This is a genomic window from Streptomyces sp. NPDC025273, from assembly GCF_040638585.1.
GTDB classification, from domain to species: Bacteria; Actinomycetota; Actinomycetes; order Streptomycetales; family Streptomycetaceae; genus Streptomyces; species Streptomyces cinereorectus.
Map to the genome: position 1 here is coordinate 71,632 of NZ_JBEZYP010000019.1, position 15,745 is coordinate 87,376.

At 71.5% G+C, this 15,745-nt stretch carries 15 protein-coding genes; 8 read left to right on the plus strand and 7 right to left on the minus strand.

The features are described from left to right. Together AB0F38_RS26280 and AB0F38_RS26285 are read right to left on the minus strand one after the other, a co-directional pair. A complete protein-coding gene (locus AB0F38_RS26280; RefSeq protein ID WP_361898162.1) occupies window positions 1-1,560 on the minus strand; it encodes an arabinogalactan endo-1,4-beta-galactosidase in 1,560 nt (519 codons plus the stop codon). A gap of 75 nt (window positions 1,561-1,635) precedes the next feature. Continuing rightward, on the minus strand, window positions 1,636-3,681 hold the full coding sequence (locus AB0F38_RS26285; protein WP_361898165.1) for a beta-galactosidase: 2,046 nt from the start codon (window positions 3,679-3,681) through the stop codon (window positions 1,636-1,638). Between the two features lie 186 nt (window positions 3,682-3,867). Between AB0F38_RS26285 and AB0F38_RS26290 the strand changes: the two genes are divergently transcribed. The 4 genes from AB0F38_RS26290 to AB0F38_RS26305 are packed head-to-tail and all read left to right on the plus strand — an operon-like array spanning window position 3,868 to window position 8,037. Further along, entirely contained in the window at window positions 3,868-5,184 is a 1,317-nt protein-coding gene (locus AB0F38_RS26290) for an extracellular solute-binding protein (protein WP_361898168.1), read from the plus strand. Further along, a complete protein-coding gene (locus AB0F38_RS26295; protein WP_361898171.1) occupies window positions 5,181-6,107 on the plus strand; it encodes a sugar ABC transporter permease in 927 nt (308 codons plus the stop codon). The genes AB0F38_RS26290 and AB0F38_RS26295 overlap by 4 nt, the downstream gene beginning before the upstream one ends. Then, window positions 6,104-6,961, plus strand: coding sequence for a carbohydrate ABC transporter permease (locus AB0F38_RS26300; protein WP_361898174.1), 858 nt, complete (start codon window positions 6,104-6,106; stop codon window positions 6,959-6,961). Before AB0F38_RS26295 ends, AB0F38_RS26300 begins: the two co-directional genes overlap by 4 nt. Before the next feature lie 41 nt (window positions 6,962-7,002). Continuing rightward, on the plus strand, window positions 7,003-8,037 hold the full coding sequence (locus AB0F38_RS26305; protein ID WP_361898176.1) for a LacI family DNA-binding transcriptional regulator: 1,035 nt from the start codon (window positions 7,003-7,005) through the stop codon (window positions 8,035-8,037). A 130-nt stretch (window positions 8,038-8,167) separates the two neighbouring features. On the opposite strand, the gene AB0F38_RS26310 is transcribed toward AB0F38_RS26305, so the two are convergent. The 3 genes from AB0F38_RS26310 to AB0F38_RS26320 all read right to left on the minus strand — a co-directional run bounded on the left by AB0F38_RS26310 (window position 8,168) and on the right by AB0F38_RS26320 (window position 10,903). Beyond that, a complete protein-coding gene (locus AB0F38_RS26310) occupies window positions 8,168-9,229 on the minus strand; it encodes an aminotransferase class V-fold PLP-dependent enzyme (RefSeq protein ID WP_361898178.1) in 1,062 nt (353 codons plus the stop codon). Window positions 9,230-9,298: 69 nt separating this feature from the next. Next, window positions 9,299-10,033, minus strand: coding sequence for a DsbA family oxidoreductase (locus AB0F38_RS26315; protein ID WP_361898181.1), 735 nt, complete (start codon window positions 10,031-10,033; stop codon window positions 9,299-9,301). Window positions 10,034-10,180: 147 nt separating this feature from the next. Further along, window positions 10,181-10,903, minus strand: coding sequence for a M55 family metallopeptidase (locus AB0F38_RS26320; RefSeq protein WP_361898184.1), 723 nt, complete (start codon window positions 10,901-10,903; stop codon window positions 10,181-10,183). A gap of 80 nt (window positions 10,904-10,983) precedes the next feature. On the opposite strand from AB0F38_RS26320, the gene AB0F38_RS26325 reads away from it, so the two are divergent. Next, a complete protein-coding gene (locus tag AB0F38_RS26325) occupies window positions 10,984-11,778 on the plus strand; it encodes a helix-turn-helix transcriptional regulator (RefSeq protein ID WP_361898187.1) in 795 nt (264 codons plus the stop codon). Then, window positions 11,775-11,981: a DUF397 domain-containing protein gene (locus tag AB0F38_RS26330; RefSeq protein WP_361898190.1), complete on the plus strand. Its 207-nt coding sequence runs from the start codon at window positions 11,775-11,777 to the stop codon at window positions 11,979-11,981. The genes AB0F38_RS26325 and AB0F38_RS26330 overlap by 4 nt, the downstream gene beginning before the upstream one ends. Window positions 11,982-12,190: 209 nt before the next feature. Here the strand turns inward: AB0F38_RS26330 and AB0F38_RS26335 are convergent, their stop codons facing one another. Together AB0F38_RS26335 and AB0F38_RS26340 are read right to left on the minus strand one after the other, a co-directional pair. Continuing rightward, window positions 12,191-12,802 carry a DUF1349 domain-containing protein gene (locus tag AB0F38_RS26335; RefSeq protein WP_361898192.1) on the minus strand — a complete coding sequence of 204 codons (612 nt, stop codon included), beginning with the start codon at window positions 12,800-12,802 and terminating at the stop codon, window positions 12,191-12,193. Next, complete coding sequence (locus AB0F38_RS26340) at window positions 12,799-14,319, minus strand: aldehyde dehydrogenase (NADP(+)) (RefSeq protein ID WP_361898194.1); 1,521 nt, start codon at window positions 14,317-14,319, stop codon at window positions 12,799-12,801. The genes AB0F38_RS26335 and AB0F38_RS26340 overlap by 4 nt, the downstream gene beginning before the upstream one ends. Before the next feature lie 164 nt (window positions 14,320-14,483). On the opposite strand from AB0F38_RS26340, the gene AB0F38_RS26345 reads away from it, so the two are divergent. Both AB0F38_RS26345 and AB0F38_RS26350 read left to right on the plus strand, forming a co-directional pair. Next, a complete protein-coding gene (locus tag AB0F38_RS26345) occupies window positions 14,484-15,254 on the plus strand; it encodes an IclR family transcriptional regulator (protein ID WP_361898197.1) in 771 nt (256 codons plus the stop codon). Between the two features lie 3 nt (window positions 15,255-15,257). Beyond that, window positions 15,258-15,731 (plus strand): GNAT family N-acetyltransferase, encoded by a 474-nt coding sequence (locus AB0F38_RS26350; RefSeq protein WP_361898200.1) that lies wholly within the window; start codon window positions 15,258-15,260, stop codon window positions 15,729-15,731. Window positions 15,732-15,745: the final 14 nt, after the last annotated feature.

Consider the following 15,745-nt stretch of genomic DNA (forward strand, 5'->3'; position numbering starts at 1 on the left):
TCAGCGGTGGGAGAACCACTTCGCGGCCGGGAGCAGCTTCCCGTCGTAGTCGAACACCGCCTGGTTCTCCCAGGCGTTGCCGGACGACGGGTCGGCCGGGTCCCAGCCGCTGCCGGTGACCGCGGTCCAGGCCGGCTCCCAGTAGACGGCGCCGAGCCCGCGTCCGTCCGGGACGGCCTCCACGACGTTCATGACGTCCCGGAGGTTCGCCGCCTGCCCGGCCGGGGTCGCCGGGTAGCCGGAGACCAGCTGGCCGGCGGTGGCCACGTTGTTCTCCAGGCCGTCGTCGTCCGCGAGGGTGTGGGCGTAGGCGGTCTCGGCGACCAGCACCGGCTTTTTGTACCGGGACGCGGCGTCGTCGAGGTTGGTCTGGAGCTCGGACAGCGAGCCGTGCCAGTAGCCGTAGTAGGAGAGGGCGATGACGTCGAACGGGACTCCCCGCGACACGGCGTTGTCGAACCACCAGCGGGTGCCCGCGTTGTCGCCGCCCTCCGCGAGGTGCAGCGCCACCTTCGTACCGGAGGAGACGGCCTTGGCCGCGTTCGCTCCGGAGGTCAGGAGGCCGGCCAGCTGGGTCCAGTTGTCCGTGGACCCCTCGGGCCAGAGCATCCCGGCGTTGGTCTCGTTGCCGATCTGCACCATGTCCGCGGTGGTGCCCTGGGCCTTGAGCGCGTTCAGCACGTCGTACGTGTGGCGGTAGACGTCCGCGCGGAGCTGCGTGTAGCTGTGACCCGCCCAGGCTGCGGGTTTGATCTGCTTGCCGGGGTCGGCCCATGCGTCGGAGTAGTGGAAGTCGATGAGCGTCTTCATCCCGAGGGCCTTGGCGCGCTTGGCCATGGCGAGGACGCGGGCCTTGTCGTTGTAGCCGTCGGCCGGGTTCACCCAGACCTTGAGGCGGACGTAGTTCATCCCGGACTTCTTGAGGATGGTCATCGCGTCCCCGGCCGTGCCGTTCGCGTCGCGGTACCTCGCGCCGTACGCCTCGTTCTTCGGGAGGGTGGAGAGGTCACCGCCCCTGACGCCCAGTCCGGTGCTCCCGGGAGTGAAGGTGATGTCGTCGAAGTTGGCCCACTCCCCCGCGTGCGCGTCGGAGTTGAGGCTGATCGTGCAGGCACCGCCGGTCACCCTGACGGAGGTGACGAGCCGGATCCAGCGGCCGTCGGCGGTCGGCGGCAGGTCGGTGCGCTGCTCGGCGCCGCCGCAGTTGCGCAGGGCTATGTAGGCGGAGTTCTGGCCGCCGCCCGAACGCACCCAGGCGCTGAGGGTGTACGCACCGTCGGTGAGACCGGTGAGGTATTGGTAGGTCTCGACCTTGTACGCCGAGGCGGACCAGTGGCTGAGCCTGGTGCTGCCCGTGCGGCCGCCCGCCTCGGTGAAGGAGGCCGCGTCCTGGCCGGCGGCCGAGTAGGTCGACCAGCCGGTGCCGCCCGATTCGAAGCCGGGGTCGGCGGGGGTGGCGGCCGCGTGGGCGGCCTGGGCCGGGAGTGCGGCGAACAGCAGGCCGGACAGTGCGGCCACCGTTCCTGCCGCTCTCGCGCGGGTGTGCGTCGTTCCGTACATCGTCGATGTCCCTTCGACCGTTGTGCGGGGTAACGGGTAACGGGGATGTGCGTCCGTGTCGTGCGGGGGTGCGCCTCAGCCGTCGAGCCGTACGACGCGCACCGCGCCCGCCGGCACGGCGAGACGGTCCGCGGCGGGCTCGCCGGTGAGGAGTTCGGTGCCGGGGGCGTCCAGCGCCACCTCGGTGTCGGCGCCGCTGTGGTTGATCGCGAAGAGGTACGTGCCGCTCTCCCCCGCACGGCGTACGACCTCGACGTCGTGGGCGAGGCCGGTGCGCGGCGCGATGCCGGCGTCGGCGCGGGCCCGGTCCAGGACGGTGTCCAGGTGGGGGCCGGAGAGCCGGGTGGAGACGTACCAGGCGGTGCCCTTGCCGAGCCGGTTGCGGGTGACGGCGGGGCGGCCGGCCGGAATGCCGTCGGCGTAGGACCAGACGGTCCCGGCGCCGCGCGGGATCACCACGTCCGTCCAGACGTCGCCGGTCAGGTCCGGCCCTTCGGGGGCGCCCTCGGGGGTGATCAGGCGGACCGTCTCGCCCTGGCCGAGGGGGGAGAACTCCTCGATCGTGAGGCCCAGGACGTCCCGCAGCACGCCGGGGCAGGGGCCGGGGTGCACGGCGTCGTCGGTGTCCACGATGCCGGAGAAGTACGAGACGACGAGGGTGCCGCCGTTCTCGACGTAGCGGCGCAGGTTCCGGCCGGTCTCCTCGGTGGCGAGGTAGAGGGCGGGCACGACGACCAGGGGGTACGCGGAGAGGTCGGCCTCCGGGTGGGCGAAGTCTACGGTGAGGTGCTGGTCGTACAGCGAGGCGTAGAACGAGTCGGCGCGCTCGCGGGCGTCGTGGTCCTCGCTGGGGCGCCACTCCAGGGACTGCGCCCACCAGGACTGCCAGTCCCAGAGCATCGCGGCGTCGGCGACGGTACGGGTGCCCCGGATGCCGTCCAGCAGGCCGAGGTCCGCGCCGAGCGCGCTCACCTCGCGCCACACCCGGGAGTCGGTCCCGGCGTGCGGGACCATCGCGGAGTGGAACTTCTCGGCGCCGCGCCGGGACTGGCGCCACTGGAAGAACATCGCCCCTTCGGAGCCGCGGGCCACGTGGGAGAGGCTGTTGCGGGCCATCTCGCCGGGGCGCTTGGCGGGGTTGCGGGGCTGCCAGTTGACACCGCTGGTGGAGTGCTCCAGGAGCAGCCAGGGCGCTCCGCCCGCGACCGAGCGGGTGAGGTCGGCGGCCATGGCGAGGTTGACGTGGGTCCGGCGGCCGTCGGTGATGAGGTAGTGGTCGTTGGTGACGAGGTCGACCTCGCGGCCCCAGGCCCAGTAGTCGACGGAGTCGCACTGGCTGAGGGCGGTCATGAAGTTGGTGGTGACGGGGACGCCGGGGGCGAGCCGGTGCAGGATGTCGCGTTCGGCGGTGAAGTTCTCGCGCATGGTGGCGTCGGCGAAGCGGGCGTAGTCCAGCTGCTGGGCGGGGTTGCCGACCGTGGGCGTGGCGCGGGGCGGGTCGATCTCGTCGAGGGTGCGGTAGCGCTGCCCCCAGAAGGCGGTGCCCCAGGCCTCGTTGACCGCGTCGACGGAGCCGTGCCGGCCGGCGAGCCAGTGGCGGAAGTGGACGGCGCAGCTGTCGCAGTAACAGGCGCTGACGGGGACTCCGTACTCGTTGTGGACGTGCCACATCGCGAGGGCCGGGTGGCTCGCGTACCGGCGGGCGAGCTGCTCGGTGATGTTCGCCGCGGCCGCGCGGTAGGGCGCCGAGCTGTGGCAGATCGCGCCGCGTGATCCGAAGGCGAGGCGGATTCCGTCGCGGCTGAGCGGGAGGGCCTCGGGGTGGGCGCGGTAGAACCAGGCGGGCGGAGCGACGGTGGGGGTGCCGAGGTCGGCGCGGATGCCGTTGACGTGCAGCAGGTCCAGCAGGCGGTCGAGCCATCCGAAGTCGTAGCTGCCGGGCTCGGGTTCCAGCAGGGCCCAGGAGAAGATCCCGACGCTGACCATGGTGACGCCGGCTTCCCGCATCAGGCGTACGTCCTCGTGCCAGACCTCTTCGGGCCACTGCTCGGGGTTGTAGTCGCCGCCGAAGGCCAGCTTGTGCAGGCCGACCGGGGCGGGAGCGGGTTCTGAGTGCGGCATGGACAGCTCCTGGCTCTTTTGGACAACTTCTGGGAACGTGCACACACACTCTCGGCGGCGCAGGGCCAACATAACCGCACAGCAACAACCATTGACAAGTGTCGGTTTCGTTTCTCTACTGTGAACGCTCACAGCGTCCTTTCGGCCACTGGGCCGATGCCTCGCCGGTCTCGTCAGGGGAGAACCATGAAATACCGCACCGTCGCGGTGACCACCGCCGCCACGCTCGCCGCCACCGCCCTGCTGACGGGCTGCGGCTCGTCGGACGACGGGGGCGAGGAGCAGGCCGCCGCCGGGCCCGCCTCGCTGACCTACTGGGCCTGGGCCCCCGGCCTGGACAAGGTCGCGGACCTCTGGAACAAGGGCCCGGGCAAGGAAGCCGGCATCACGGTCACGGTGAAGAAGCAGGCGTCGGGCGACGACCTCGTCACCAAGATCATCACGGCGGCCAAGGCGCACAAGGCCCCTGACCTGGTCCAGGCCGAGTACCAGGCGCTCCCCACCCTGGTCTCCAACGACGTCCTCGCCGACATATCCGAGGAGGCGGGCGACGCGAAGAGCCGGTTCGCCGACGGGATCTGGCAGCAGGCGACGCTGGGCTCCGACGCCCTGTACGCCGTGCCGCAGGACTCGGGTCCGCTGATGTTCTACTACCGCCAGGACCTCTTCGAGCAGTACGGCCTGACCGTGCCCGCCACGTGGGACGAGTTCGCCGAGACCGCCCGCGCACTGAAGAAGAAGGCGCCGGACAAGGACCTCACGACGTTCTCCTCCAACGACTCCGGCCTGTTCGCGGGTCTCGCCCAGCAGGCCGGGGCCCAGTGGTGGACCACCGGCGGCGACAAGTGGAAGGTCGCGATCGACGACCCCGCCACGCGGAAGGTCGCCGACTTCTGGGGCGGCCTGGTCAAGGAGGGCGCCGTCGACAACCAGCCGATGTACACCCCGGCCTGGAACAAGGCGCTCAACACCGGCAAGCAGGTCGCCTGGGTCAGCGCCGTCTGGGCGCCGGGCACCCTGACCACCGCGGCGCCCGAGACGAAGGGCAAGTGGGCGATGGCCCCGCTCCCCCAGTGGACGGCCGGCGAGAACGTCACCGGCAGCTGGGGCGGCTCCTCCACCGCGGTCACCAACGACTCCAGGAACAAGAAGGCCGCGGCCACCTTCGCGAAGTGGCTGAACACGGACCCGGCGGCGCTCGCCGCCCTCGTCAAGGAAGGCGGCATCTACCCCGCCGCGACAGCCGCCCAGACCGGTGGGGCGCTGTCCCAGGCCCCGGACTACTTCTCGAACCAGCCGGACTTCTACACCCAGGCCGCCAAGATCGCCCAGGGCACCGCGCCCGCCGCCTGGGGCCCGAACGTGAACGTCGCGTACACCGCGTTCAAGGACAACTTCGCGAAGGCCGCCAAGGAGAAGTCCGACTTCGGTGCCGCGCTGACCGCCATGCAGGACGCCACGGTCACCGACCTCGAGAAGCAGGGCTTCGGAGTCTCCGAGTGACACGCGCACCCCGCAGGAGGCCGTACGGGGTCAAGAGCGCCCCGTACGCCTTCCTGGTCCCCGCAGCCGTCCTCTTCCTGCTCTTCTTCGCCCTGCCCATCGGCTACGCGCTCTATCTCAGCTTCCGCAGGACCGAGGTCAAGGGCCTCGGCCTCGGCAAGGGTGCCCGTGACGAGATCTGGGCCGGCCTGGCCAACTACACCGACGCGCTCTCCGACACGGAGCTGCTGCACGGTGCGCTGCGCATCCTCGGGTACGGCGCGATCGTCGTCCCCGTGATGCTCGGGCTGGCCCTGCTGTTCGCCCTGCTGCTGGACACCGAGCGGGTCCGGCTGCGCGGCTTCACCCGGCTGGCGATCTTCCTGCCGTACGCGATCCCGGGGGTCATCGCCGCGCTGATGTGGGGCTTCCTGTACCTGCCCGACGTCAGCCCGTTCCTCTACCTGCTCGACAAGGCGGGGCTGCCGCGGCCGGACCTCCTGGACGGCGGCCCGCTGTACCTGTCCCTGGCCAACATCGCGGTGTGGGGCGGCACGGGCTTCAACATGATCGTGATCTACACGTCCCTGCGGGCGATCCCCGCCGAGATCTTCGAGGCCGCGCGGCTGGACGGCTGCTCGCAGCTGCAGATCGCGCTGCGGATCAAGATCCCGATGGTGGCGCCCTCACTGATCCTGACCTTCTTCTTCTCCATCATCGCCACGCTCCAGGTCTTCAGCGAGCCCACCACCCTGAAGCCGCTGACCAACTCGCTCTCCACCACCTGGAGTCCGCTGATGAAGGTCTACCAGGACGCCTTCGTCAACAACGACATCTACGCGGCGGCCGCGCAGGCGGTCATCATCGCCCTGGCCACCCTGGCCCTGTCCTTCGGCTTCCTCAAAGCAGCCAACTCCCGTACGAAGCAGGGAGACTCCCGATGAGTACGCAGCCCCTCGCCACCGGCCCCCGGCGGTTCCCGCTCGTCCCGACGGCCGCGCTGCTCCTCGGCGCCCTCTACTGCCTGCTGCCCGTCGCCTGGGTGCTGGTCGCGTCGACCAAGTCCGGCAGCGAGCTGTTCTCCACCTTCACCTTCCTGCCCGGCTCCGGCTTCACCGACAACGTCGCCGACCTGACGGCGTACCGGGACGGCGTGTACTGGAAGTGGATGGCCAACTCCGCCTTCTACGCCGGGGCGGGGGCCCTGCTGTCCACGGCGGTGTCCGCGGTCTCCGGGTACGCGCTGGCCGTGTACCGCTTCCGCGGGAAGGAGACCGTCTTCAACATCCTGCTGGCCGGGGTGCTGATGCCGCCGGTGATCCTCGCCGTGCCGCAGTACCTGCTGCTGGCCAAGGCCGACATGACCGACTCGTACCTGTCGGTGCTGCTGCCGGTGATCCTCTCCCCGTACGGCGTCTACCTGGCCCGGATCTACGCCTCGGCCGCCGTACCGGCCGACGTGATCGAGGCCGGGCGGATGGACGGCGGCGGCGAGTGGCGGATCTTCCGGACCATCGCGCTGCCGATGATGGTGCCGGGGCTCGTGACGGTGTTCCTGTTCCAGTTCGTGGCGGTCTGGAACAACTTCCTGCTCCCCTACATCATGCTGGGCGACGACGAGAAGTTCCCGGTGACCCTGGGGCTCTACACACTGCTGCAGCAGGGCTCGAACACCCCGGCGCTCTACACGCTGGTCATCACCGGGGCGTTGCTGGCGATCATCCCGCTCATCGCGCTGTTCCTCGTGATCCAGCGATTCTGGAGCCTCGACCTGCTCTCCGGCGCCGTAAAGTCCTGACAACTCCTCAACAGGGCTTCCTCCATGAAAGATCACGCACCTTGAGCCGCACAGAACAGAACGGCACGGGACGCCGCCGGCCGCCGACGATCCACGATGTCGCACGGGAGGCCGGGGTCTCCCGGGGCACGGTCTCACGGGTGCTCAACGGCGGCCACAACGTCAGCCCGGCCGCACTCGACGCGGTGCAGTCCGCCATTCGCCGGACCGGTTACACCGTGAACCGGCACGCCCGGTCCCTGATCACCGGCCGTTCCGACTCGGTGGCGTTCCTGCTGACCGAGCCGCAGGAGCGGTTCTTCGAGGACCCGAACTTCAACGTGCTGCTGCGCGGCTGCACCACGGCGCTCGCCGCGCACGACGTCCCGCTGCTGCTGATGATCGCGGGGACGGAGGCCGAACGCCGCCGGAACATGCGGTACATCGCCGGGCACGTGGACGGGGTGCTACTGGTCTCCAGCCACTCCGGCGACCCGGTGGCCGCCCAGCTGCACGACGCCGGCGTACCGCTGGTGGCCTGCGGGAAGCCCCCGGGCCAGGGGTCGAAGGTCAGCTATGTGGCGGCGGACGACCTGGGCGGCGCCCGGGACATGGTGCGCTACCTGTACGAGTCGGGGCGCCGCCGGATCGCCACGGTCGCCGGGCCGCTGGACACCCCCGGCGGCGTGGAGCGGCTGGCGGGCTACCGGGCGACGCTCGCCGAGTGCGGGCTCCCTTACGACGAGGCGCTGGTCGTACCGGGCGACTACAGCCGTGCGGGCGGAGAGGCGGCGGCCTCGCTGCTGCTGGAGCGGGCACCGGACACGGACGCGGTGTTCGTCGCGTCCGACCTGATGGCACAGGGGGTGCTGACCGCACTGGAGAAGGCGGGCCGCCGGGTGCCGCAGGACATCGCGGTCGGCGGCTTCGACGACTCCCCCGCGGCGCTCGCGGCGCGCCCGCAGCTGACGACGGTCCGCCAGCCGTGGGACCGGATCAGCTCCGAGATGGTACGGGTGCTGCTGGCCCAGATCGGCGGGGAGGACCCGGCCGCGGTCATCCTCCCCACCGAACTGGTCCGCCGGGACTCGGCGTAGCGCCGCCGGTCGGGCCGGCCGGTCCGGGCTCCCCTGGTGCCCTCGGTACCGGGGTGGCGTCCGTGTCGGCCGGGGCCGCTCCCGTGGCGGGCCCGGCCCCGGGGTGACGGCTGCCGGGCACGTGCGGGCGTCAGCCGGCGAGCACGTCCAGCGCGCGGTCCACGTCGGCCTCGGTGTTGTAGAGGTGGAAGGACGCCCGCAGATTCCCGGCCCGGTCCGAGACCCTGACCCCCGCCCGCGCCAGCTCGGGTTCACGGCTGCCGAGTCCGGGCACGGCGACCACCGCCGACTCCCCCGGGACCGCCTCGTGCCCGGTGCCGGCCAGCCCGGCGCGGAAGCGGGCGGCGAGCCCGGTGGCATGGGCGTGCAGTGCGTCGACCCCGACCTCGGCCAGCAGCTCCAGGGAGCGTTCCGCCCCGTGGTACGCGAGGAAGGCGGACGGTTCGTCGAATCGCCTGGCGGTGACGGCCAGCTGCCGGACGGGCCCGTACGTGCTGTTCCAGCGGTCCTCCGCCGACACCCAGCCCGCGTACAGCACGGGCAGCGTCTCCTGCGCCTCCTCGGTCACGGTCAGGAAGGACGCGCCCCGGGGGCACAGCAGGAATTTGAAGCCTCCGGTGACCGTGTAGTCGTACGCCCCGGCGTCCAGCGGCAGCCAGCCTGCCGACTGGCTGGCGTCGAGCAGGGTCCGGGCACCGTGCGCACCGGCGGCCGCCCGGACCGCGTCCAGGTCGGCGATCCTGCCGTCGGCGGACTGGACGGCCGAGAAGGCGACGAGCGCGGTCTCCGGCCGTACGGACGCGGCCAGCTCCTCCAGCGGGACGTACCGCATCTTCAGGTCGCCGCGGACGGCGAACGGGCTGACGACCGAGCTGAACTCGCCCTCAGCTGCAAGGACTTCGGCGCCCGGCTCCAGCGACGCGGCGACGAGCCCCACATGGGCGGCGACGGAGCCGCCGGTGGCGACCCGGTCGGGGGCGACACCGGCGAGCCGGGCGAAACCGGCCCGGGCGCCGTCCACCGCCTCGAAGCTGCCCGCACCGGCCCGGCGGCCCGCGGCGTTGTCGTCGGCCAGTTCCTTGACGGCCTCCACGGTCCTGCGGGGCAGCAGACCGCAGGCGGCCGTGTCGAGATACGTGGTCTCCGGTGCGAACTCGGCGGCTGTGACCTGGTGAATCGTAGACGTCTCCATACGTCCAGCCTGACCGCCCCTCAACCTCTCGTCAATCACGAAGAGTTAAGGGGTATACCCAAGGAGTGCTTATGCGTGCCCGTCGGACCCACCCGGGGGGACCTCGCAGGCACCGTCCGCGTCGCAGGCCGCCGCCTCGCCGCCGAGGGGGGTGAGCGTGCTGACCGGGCGGTCCTTCCACGCCTGCTCCAGCGCCTGGACGAAGACCTCCGACGGCTGGCCGCCGGAGATCCCGTAGCGCCGGTCGAACACGAAGAAGGGCACCGCGTTCGCGCCCAGCTCGGCCGCCTCGCGCTCGTCGGTCCGCACGTCGTCGGCGTACGCCTCGGGGTCGGCCAGCACCGCCCGGACCTCGTCGGCGTCCAGCCCCGCCTCCACGGCGAGCTCGACCAGCACCGCGTCGTCGAAGACCGAGCGCTCCTCGGCGAAGTTCGCCCGGTAGGCCAGGCTCAGCAGCTCGTCCTGGAGCCCGCGCGCCTTGGCCAGGTGCAGCAGCCGGTGGATGTCGAAGGTGCTGCCGTGGTCACGTCCTTCGGCGCGGTACCCGAGCCCTTCGGCCTGCGCGTTCGCGGCGACGTTGGCCTCCATCCCGCGGGCCTCCTCGGGGGTGCGCCCGTACTTCCGCGCCAGCATGCCGATCACCTGCTCGGTGTCGCCCTTGGCACGCCCTGGGTCGAGCTCGAAGGAACGGTGGACCACCTCTACCTCGTCGCGGTGGGCGAATCCGGCCAGGCCCTTCTCGAAGCGGGCCTTTCCTATGTAGCACCAGGGACAGGCGATGTCGCTCCAGATCTCGACGCGCATGACTCTTCTTCTCTCCAGCTCTGCCGTAGGGGTGCGGAGCCGCTCTCCGCCGCCCATTGAACGTTCGACCGGGGCGACTGATTCCCCGCCGCCCGATACAGCGCGACGCGATCCGAGGGCTTTCCGCCGGACCACCTGGGCTGCCGGTCAGGCGGGCTTGATGGACGCGAGCTGGACGAGCAGCATGACCAGGCGGTAGGCCTCGGCGAAATCGGCGGCGGTGAAGGTGACCGTACGGCCCCCGACGCGTGAGACCCCGGGCACCAACGTCGCCAGGTCGACCGAGAACGGGCTGCTGAGGTCGACCTCGATGTCCACCGGTCCCGTGAGGGTCAGCGGCGGGATCCGCGCGCTCCGCGTGATCGCTTCGGCGGCCGCCGTACGCAGCCGCTCTCGGGCCTCCTGGGGGTGCAGGGTCACGGCGGCCGCCGCACCGATCGCCTCCTTGACCGCGACGGTGACGGCGGAGGGGACCAAGTCGTGCAGCTCTGCGCAGGCGACGTCGTCTCCGCTGAGCAGCACGACCGGCACCCCGAGGTGGCCTGCCATCGCGGCGTTGAGACCGATCTCGCCCATGGACCGGCCGGACACGCGCACGTCGAGGAGGTCGCCGCTCATGGTGTGCGCGATCACGCCGGGCCCCTCACCGGCCCGGGCGTGGTAGCCGACGAGCAGCAGTGCGTCGGTGCCCTCGTCGAGCCCGCCGAGCATGCCCAGGGGGCGCGGCTTGCCCCGGACCAGCCGGGCCCGCCGGTCCAGGTCCTCCGGCAGGATGTTCCGGAACGGCCCGTGCGCGTCGGCGACGCGCACCACGGCATCGGGTTCGGAGTCCAGGACGCCGGCGATCACGGCGTTCGCCTCGGCCGTCATCAGCGCCCGGCCGCGCTCGTAGTCGTAGCGGTCCGGATTCGTAGAACGACGACTCGGAGGGCGCGGCGGACCTGTTCCGTGTGATCGGCCGCCAGATCCGGCTGCTCCGTGAACGGGCGGATCTCACCCGGCGGGAGCTCGGCGAGCGGCTCGGGTACAGCGAGGACCTGGTCCGCTCGCTGGAGTGCGGGCGCAGGACGCCGCAGCCGGAGTTCCTGGACGCGGCGGACGACGCGCTGGGGGCGGGCGGGCTGCTGCGGGCCGCGAAGGAGGACGTGACGCGGGCGAAGGCCCGGGCACGGGTGAAGCATCCGGCGTGGTTCCGGGACTACGCGCGGCTGGAGGCGGAGGCGGTGGAGCTGTCCTATTACAGCAACCACACCATTCCTGGCTTGTTCCAGACCGCTGAGCACGCCTACGCCCTGTACGCCATGCGTAAGCCCTTGCTGGAGGACGAGACCATCGAGCAGCGCGTAGTGGCCAGGCTGGCCAGGCAGTCAGTGCTGACGAGCCGTCCCGCGCCCATGGTGAGCTGCGTGATCGAGGAGGCCGCCCTCCGCCGCCCGACAGGTGAGTGGGAGGTCCACGAGGGGCAGCTCAAGGAGCTGATCCGGCTCGGGCGGCTGCGCAACGTGGAGCTCCAGGTGATGCCGCTGGACCGCCCCGAACACGCAGGCATGGGTGGGCCGTTCATCCTGCTCACTCCGGCCGGCAGACCACAGGTCGGCTACCTTGAGGTACAGAACATCAGTCGACTGATCACCGACGTGGAGGAGGTCCGTATCCTGACCGCACGGTACGGATGTATTCGGTCTCAGGCACTCACCCCCCGTGAGTCCTTGGTCCTGATCGAAAGGTTGCTGGAAGAGCGATGATTGCCGACGCACACGTGCAGAACCTCAGCGCTCTCTCGTGGTCGAAGAGCAGCTACAGCTCCAACGAGGGCGGCGAATGCGTAGAGGTCGCCACCACCGGCCGCACCGTCCTCGTACGCGACTCCAAGGACGTCACCCGCCCCCACCTGAGCGTCTCCCCCGCCCCCTGGGCGCACTTCGTGCGGTACACGGCCGGCGGTTAGCGCGCGGACCCGCGCCGGGGGACGGGTTCCAGGATGCGAACAGGGCCGACGCAGCGAAGAGTGCCGTGGTCACTCCCGCCGGGACGCCCCTCGGAGCACCCGTCGCCGTACGTCACGCACCGGCACGCGGCGGTGAGGACGATCAGCAGCAGCCGGCTCCTGCTGCCGGACCGTCCCCTGGTTCCGAGTACCGGATACCCGGTCCGGGCTCAGCTGCCGTCGCGCAGGTCACCGAGGCCGGTGGGCCGGTACTCGATCCGGTCGAACGCAACCTCGCACCCGTCACCCGTGGGCGACTGGACCAGGAACCCGGCGCGGACCGAGGCCCGTTCCTGCTCCGTACCGAGGGTGAAGACGCGGACGAAGGTCCACTTCTCACCGTCGGCCGAGGCGTGGAAGGCGAACGCGTCGCCCGTGCGGCTGAGCCGCAGCCAGACGGTGTCGCCCTCCACCTCTGCGGAGTTGGCGTCGTCGGAGTGTCCGCGGGTGACGACCGTGCAGATCGTCGGGCGGGCCGGGGAGAGTTCGAAGCAGAGCTTCGCCCAGTCCCGTTCGCCGACGTGCAGGTAGAGCACCCCCGCGTCGAAGGCCGCCGCGAAGGCCACCTTCACCCGGGCGGACAGCCGGAAGTCGCCCTCCGGCACGACGCCCAGCAGCCGCGGGGCGTCGGAGGCTGGCTCCAGGGAGTCGCCGTCCGGCGGGACGAAGCGGTCCTGCCGGGCGCCCGCCCGGCCGGTGAGCACGCCGGCTTCGTACGCCCATCCGCCCTCGGGGCCGAACGCCTCCAGGGCGAAGGGCAGTTCCGGGAGTCGCTCGGTCATGCGCGCCGCCCGTCGACCCGGCGCGGCAGACCCTGCGGGTTGTCCTCGCGCAGCTCCGGCGGCAGCAGGGCGTCGGGGGTCGACTGGTAGCTGACCGGGCGCAGCCAGCGTTCGATCGCCGTGGCGCCGACCGACGTGGAGGTGGAGGTGGTGGCCGGGTAGGGGCCTCCGTGGTGCTGTGCGGGGGCGACGGCCACGCCGGTCGGCCAGCCGTTGACCAGGACGCGTCCGGCCAGTGGGGTGAGCGCCGAGAGGAGGCCGGCCGCGCTGCCGTCGGCCTCCTCGGTCGCGATCTGGAGGGTGGCGGTGAGGTTGCCGGGGAGGCGGGAGAGGACGGCGGTGATCTCGGCCTCGGAGTCGTAGCGCGCGACGACGGTGACGGGGCCGAAGCACTCCTCCAGCAGCGCGTCGTGCGGGCCTTCCTCGGCGAGTCGCTGGGCGGGGACGGTGAGGAAGCCCGCGGAGACGGTGTGCTCGCTGCCCGCGCCCGGGGTGACGGGGGCGTCCACGTCCGGGAGCGCTGCCCGCTCGGCCACTCCGGCGACGAAGGCGTCCCGCATCCGGTGGTCGAGCATGACTCCGGCGCCGGTGTCGCTGACCGCCTCGGTGAGGGACTTCAGCAGCTGGTCGCCGGCCTCGCCGGACGGGGCGAGGACGAAGCCGGGCTTGGTGCAGAACTGTCCGGCGCCCATGGTCATGGAGCCGCCGAGCCCGGCGCCGATCTCCGCGCCGCGTTCGGCGGCGGCCGCCGCGGTGACGACGACGGGGTTCAGGGAACCGAGCTCTCCGTGGAAGGGGATCGGGACGGGGCGGGCCGCCGCCGCGTCGAAGAGGGCCCGGCCGCCGCGGATCGAACCGGTGAACCCGGCCGCGCCGACGAGGGGGTGCTTGACCAGCTCGACGCCCGCGTCGAAGCCGTGCACGACGCTCACCACGTCCTCGGGCAGGCCGTGCCGTGCGGCAGCCCTGCGCAGGAGCGAGGCGCAGAGCTCGGACGTGGCGGGGTGGTCGGGGTGCGCCTTGACGACGACCGGGCAGCCCGCGGCGAGCGCGCTCGCGGTGTCGCCGCCGGGGACGGAGAAGGCGAGGGGGAAGTTGCTCGCCGCGTAGACGGCGACGACACCGAGCGGGATCTTGTAGCGGCGCAGGTCCGGCCAGGGCGGGGTCCTGCTGCCGTCCGCGTGGTCGATGTGGATGTCGAGGAACGCGCCCTCCTCGACGACCTCGGCGAAGGCCCGCAACTGCGCTGCCGTGCGGATGAGTTCGCCGGTGAGGCGGGCCGGGCCGAGCGCGGTCTCCGCGTCGGCGGCCTCGATGACGTGCTCCCCCGCCTCGGCGAGCAGATCGGCCGCCGTCCGCAGGAACGCGGCGCGCACCGTGCGGTCGGCCAGCGTGTCGCGCACGGCGTGCGCGGCCCGGACCGCGCGGTCGACCTCCTCCGCTGTAGCCTCCACCGCAACCTGCTCACGCGGGTTCCCGGTTCGGGGGTCGACACTCCAGACTGGTGCTGCTGCCACCGTGTTTCCTTCCGGTCCACTGCCACACATCAAGAGTTGTTCGGTATTCTGAACAACGTTCCTGATCGTGAATACGCAAGGGACTCTATTTCCGGGCGTTCCGGTTGGCAAGAAGTCGCAGTGGTGCGCAGGCAGTACAAAAGGGCTGGAAGGGGCATAGGGCGATGTCGGTTGCCGAGTCCGGTGGGACACAGGTCAAATCCGCGGTACGGACGGTGGAGCTCCTCGAATACTTCGCGGGGCGCCCCGGTATGCACTCGCTGGCCGCTGTGCAGGAGGCCGTCGGCTACCCCAAGTCCAGCCTCTACATGCTGCTGCGCACACTCGTGGAGCTGGGCTGGGTCGAGACGGACGCGACGGGCACGCGCTACGGGATCGGGGTGCGCGCCCTGCTCGTCGGCACCTCGTACATCGACGGGGACGAGGTCGTCGCCGCCGCCCGCCCCACTTTGGACCGGCTCTCCGACGACACCACGGAGACCATCCACCTGGCCCGCCTGGACGGGACGAACGTGGTGTACCTCGCCACCCGGCAGTCCCAGCACTACCTGCGCCCCTTCACCCGCGTCGGCCGTCGGCTGCCCGCCCACTCCACCTCGCTCGGCAAGGCCCTGCTGGCCACCCACAGCGACGAGCAGGTCCGCAAGATGCTGCCCGAGACGCTGCCCGCACTGACCGAACACACCCTGACCGACCGCGAGAAGCTGATCGAGGAGCTGCACCACATCCGCGAGCAGGGGTACGCGGTGGACCGCGAGGAGAACACCCTGGGGCTGCGCTGCTTCGGGGTCGCGATCCCGTACCGCACCCCGGCGCGCGACGCGATCAGCTGCTCGGTGCCGGTCGCCCGGCTCACGCCGGCGCACGAACAGATGGTCAAGGACGCCCTGTTCGACGCCCGTGACAGGCTGACCCTCGCGACCCGGAGGCTCTGACCGGTGCACATCTCGCTGCGCGAGGTGCGGGACGGCGACCTGCCGCTGTTCTTCACGTTCATGAGCGACCCGGAGGCGACCCGGATGGCGGCCTTCACCAGCGCCGACCCCTGCGACCGGGCCATGTTCAACGCACACTGGCAGCGCATCCGCGCCTCGGACACGACGATCATGCGCACGGTGCTCGCCGACGGCGTGGTGGTCGGCAGTGTCGGGGTGTACGGCTCGCCGGCCGAGCGCGAGGTCACCTACTGGGTGGACAGGGCGCACTGGGGCGAGGGGCTGGCGACCGCCGCGCTGCGGGCGCTGCTCGACGCCGTACCGGAGCGTCCGCTGCTCGCGCGGGCGGCGGCCGACAACACGGGTTCGGTGCGGGTGCTGGAGAAGTGCGGGTTCACCGTGACCGGCACGGACCGGGGCTACGCCCACGCGCGCGGCGAGGAGACCGACGAGGTGCTCCTGCGGCTCGACGCCTGACACGGAACGCGTGA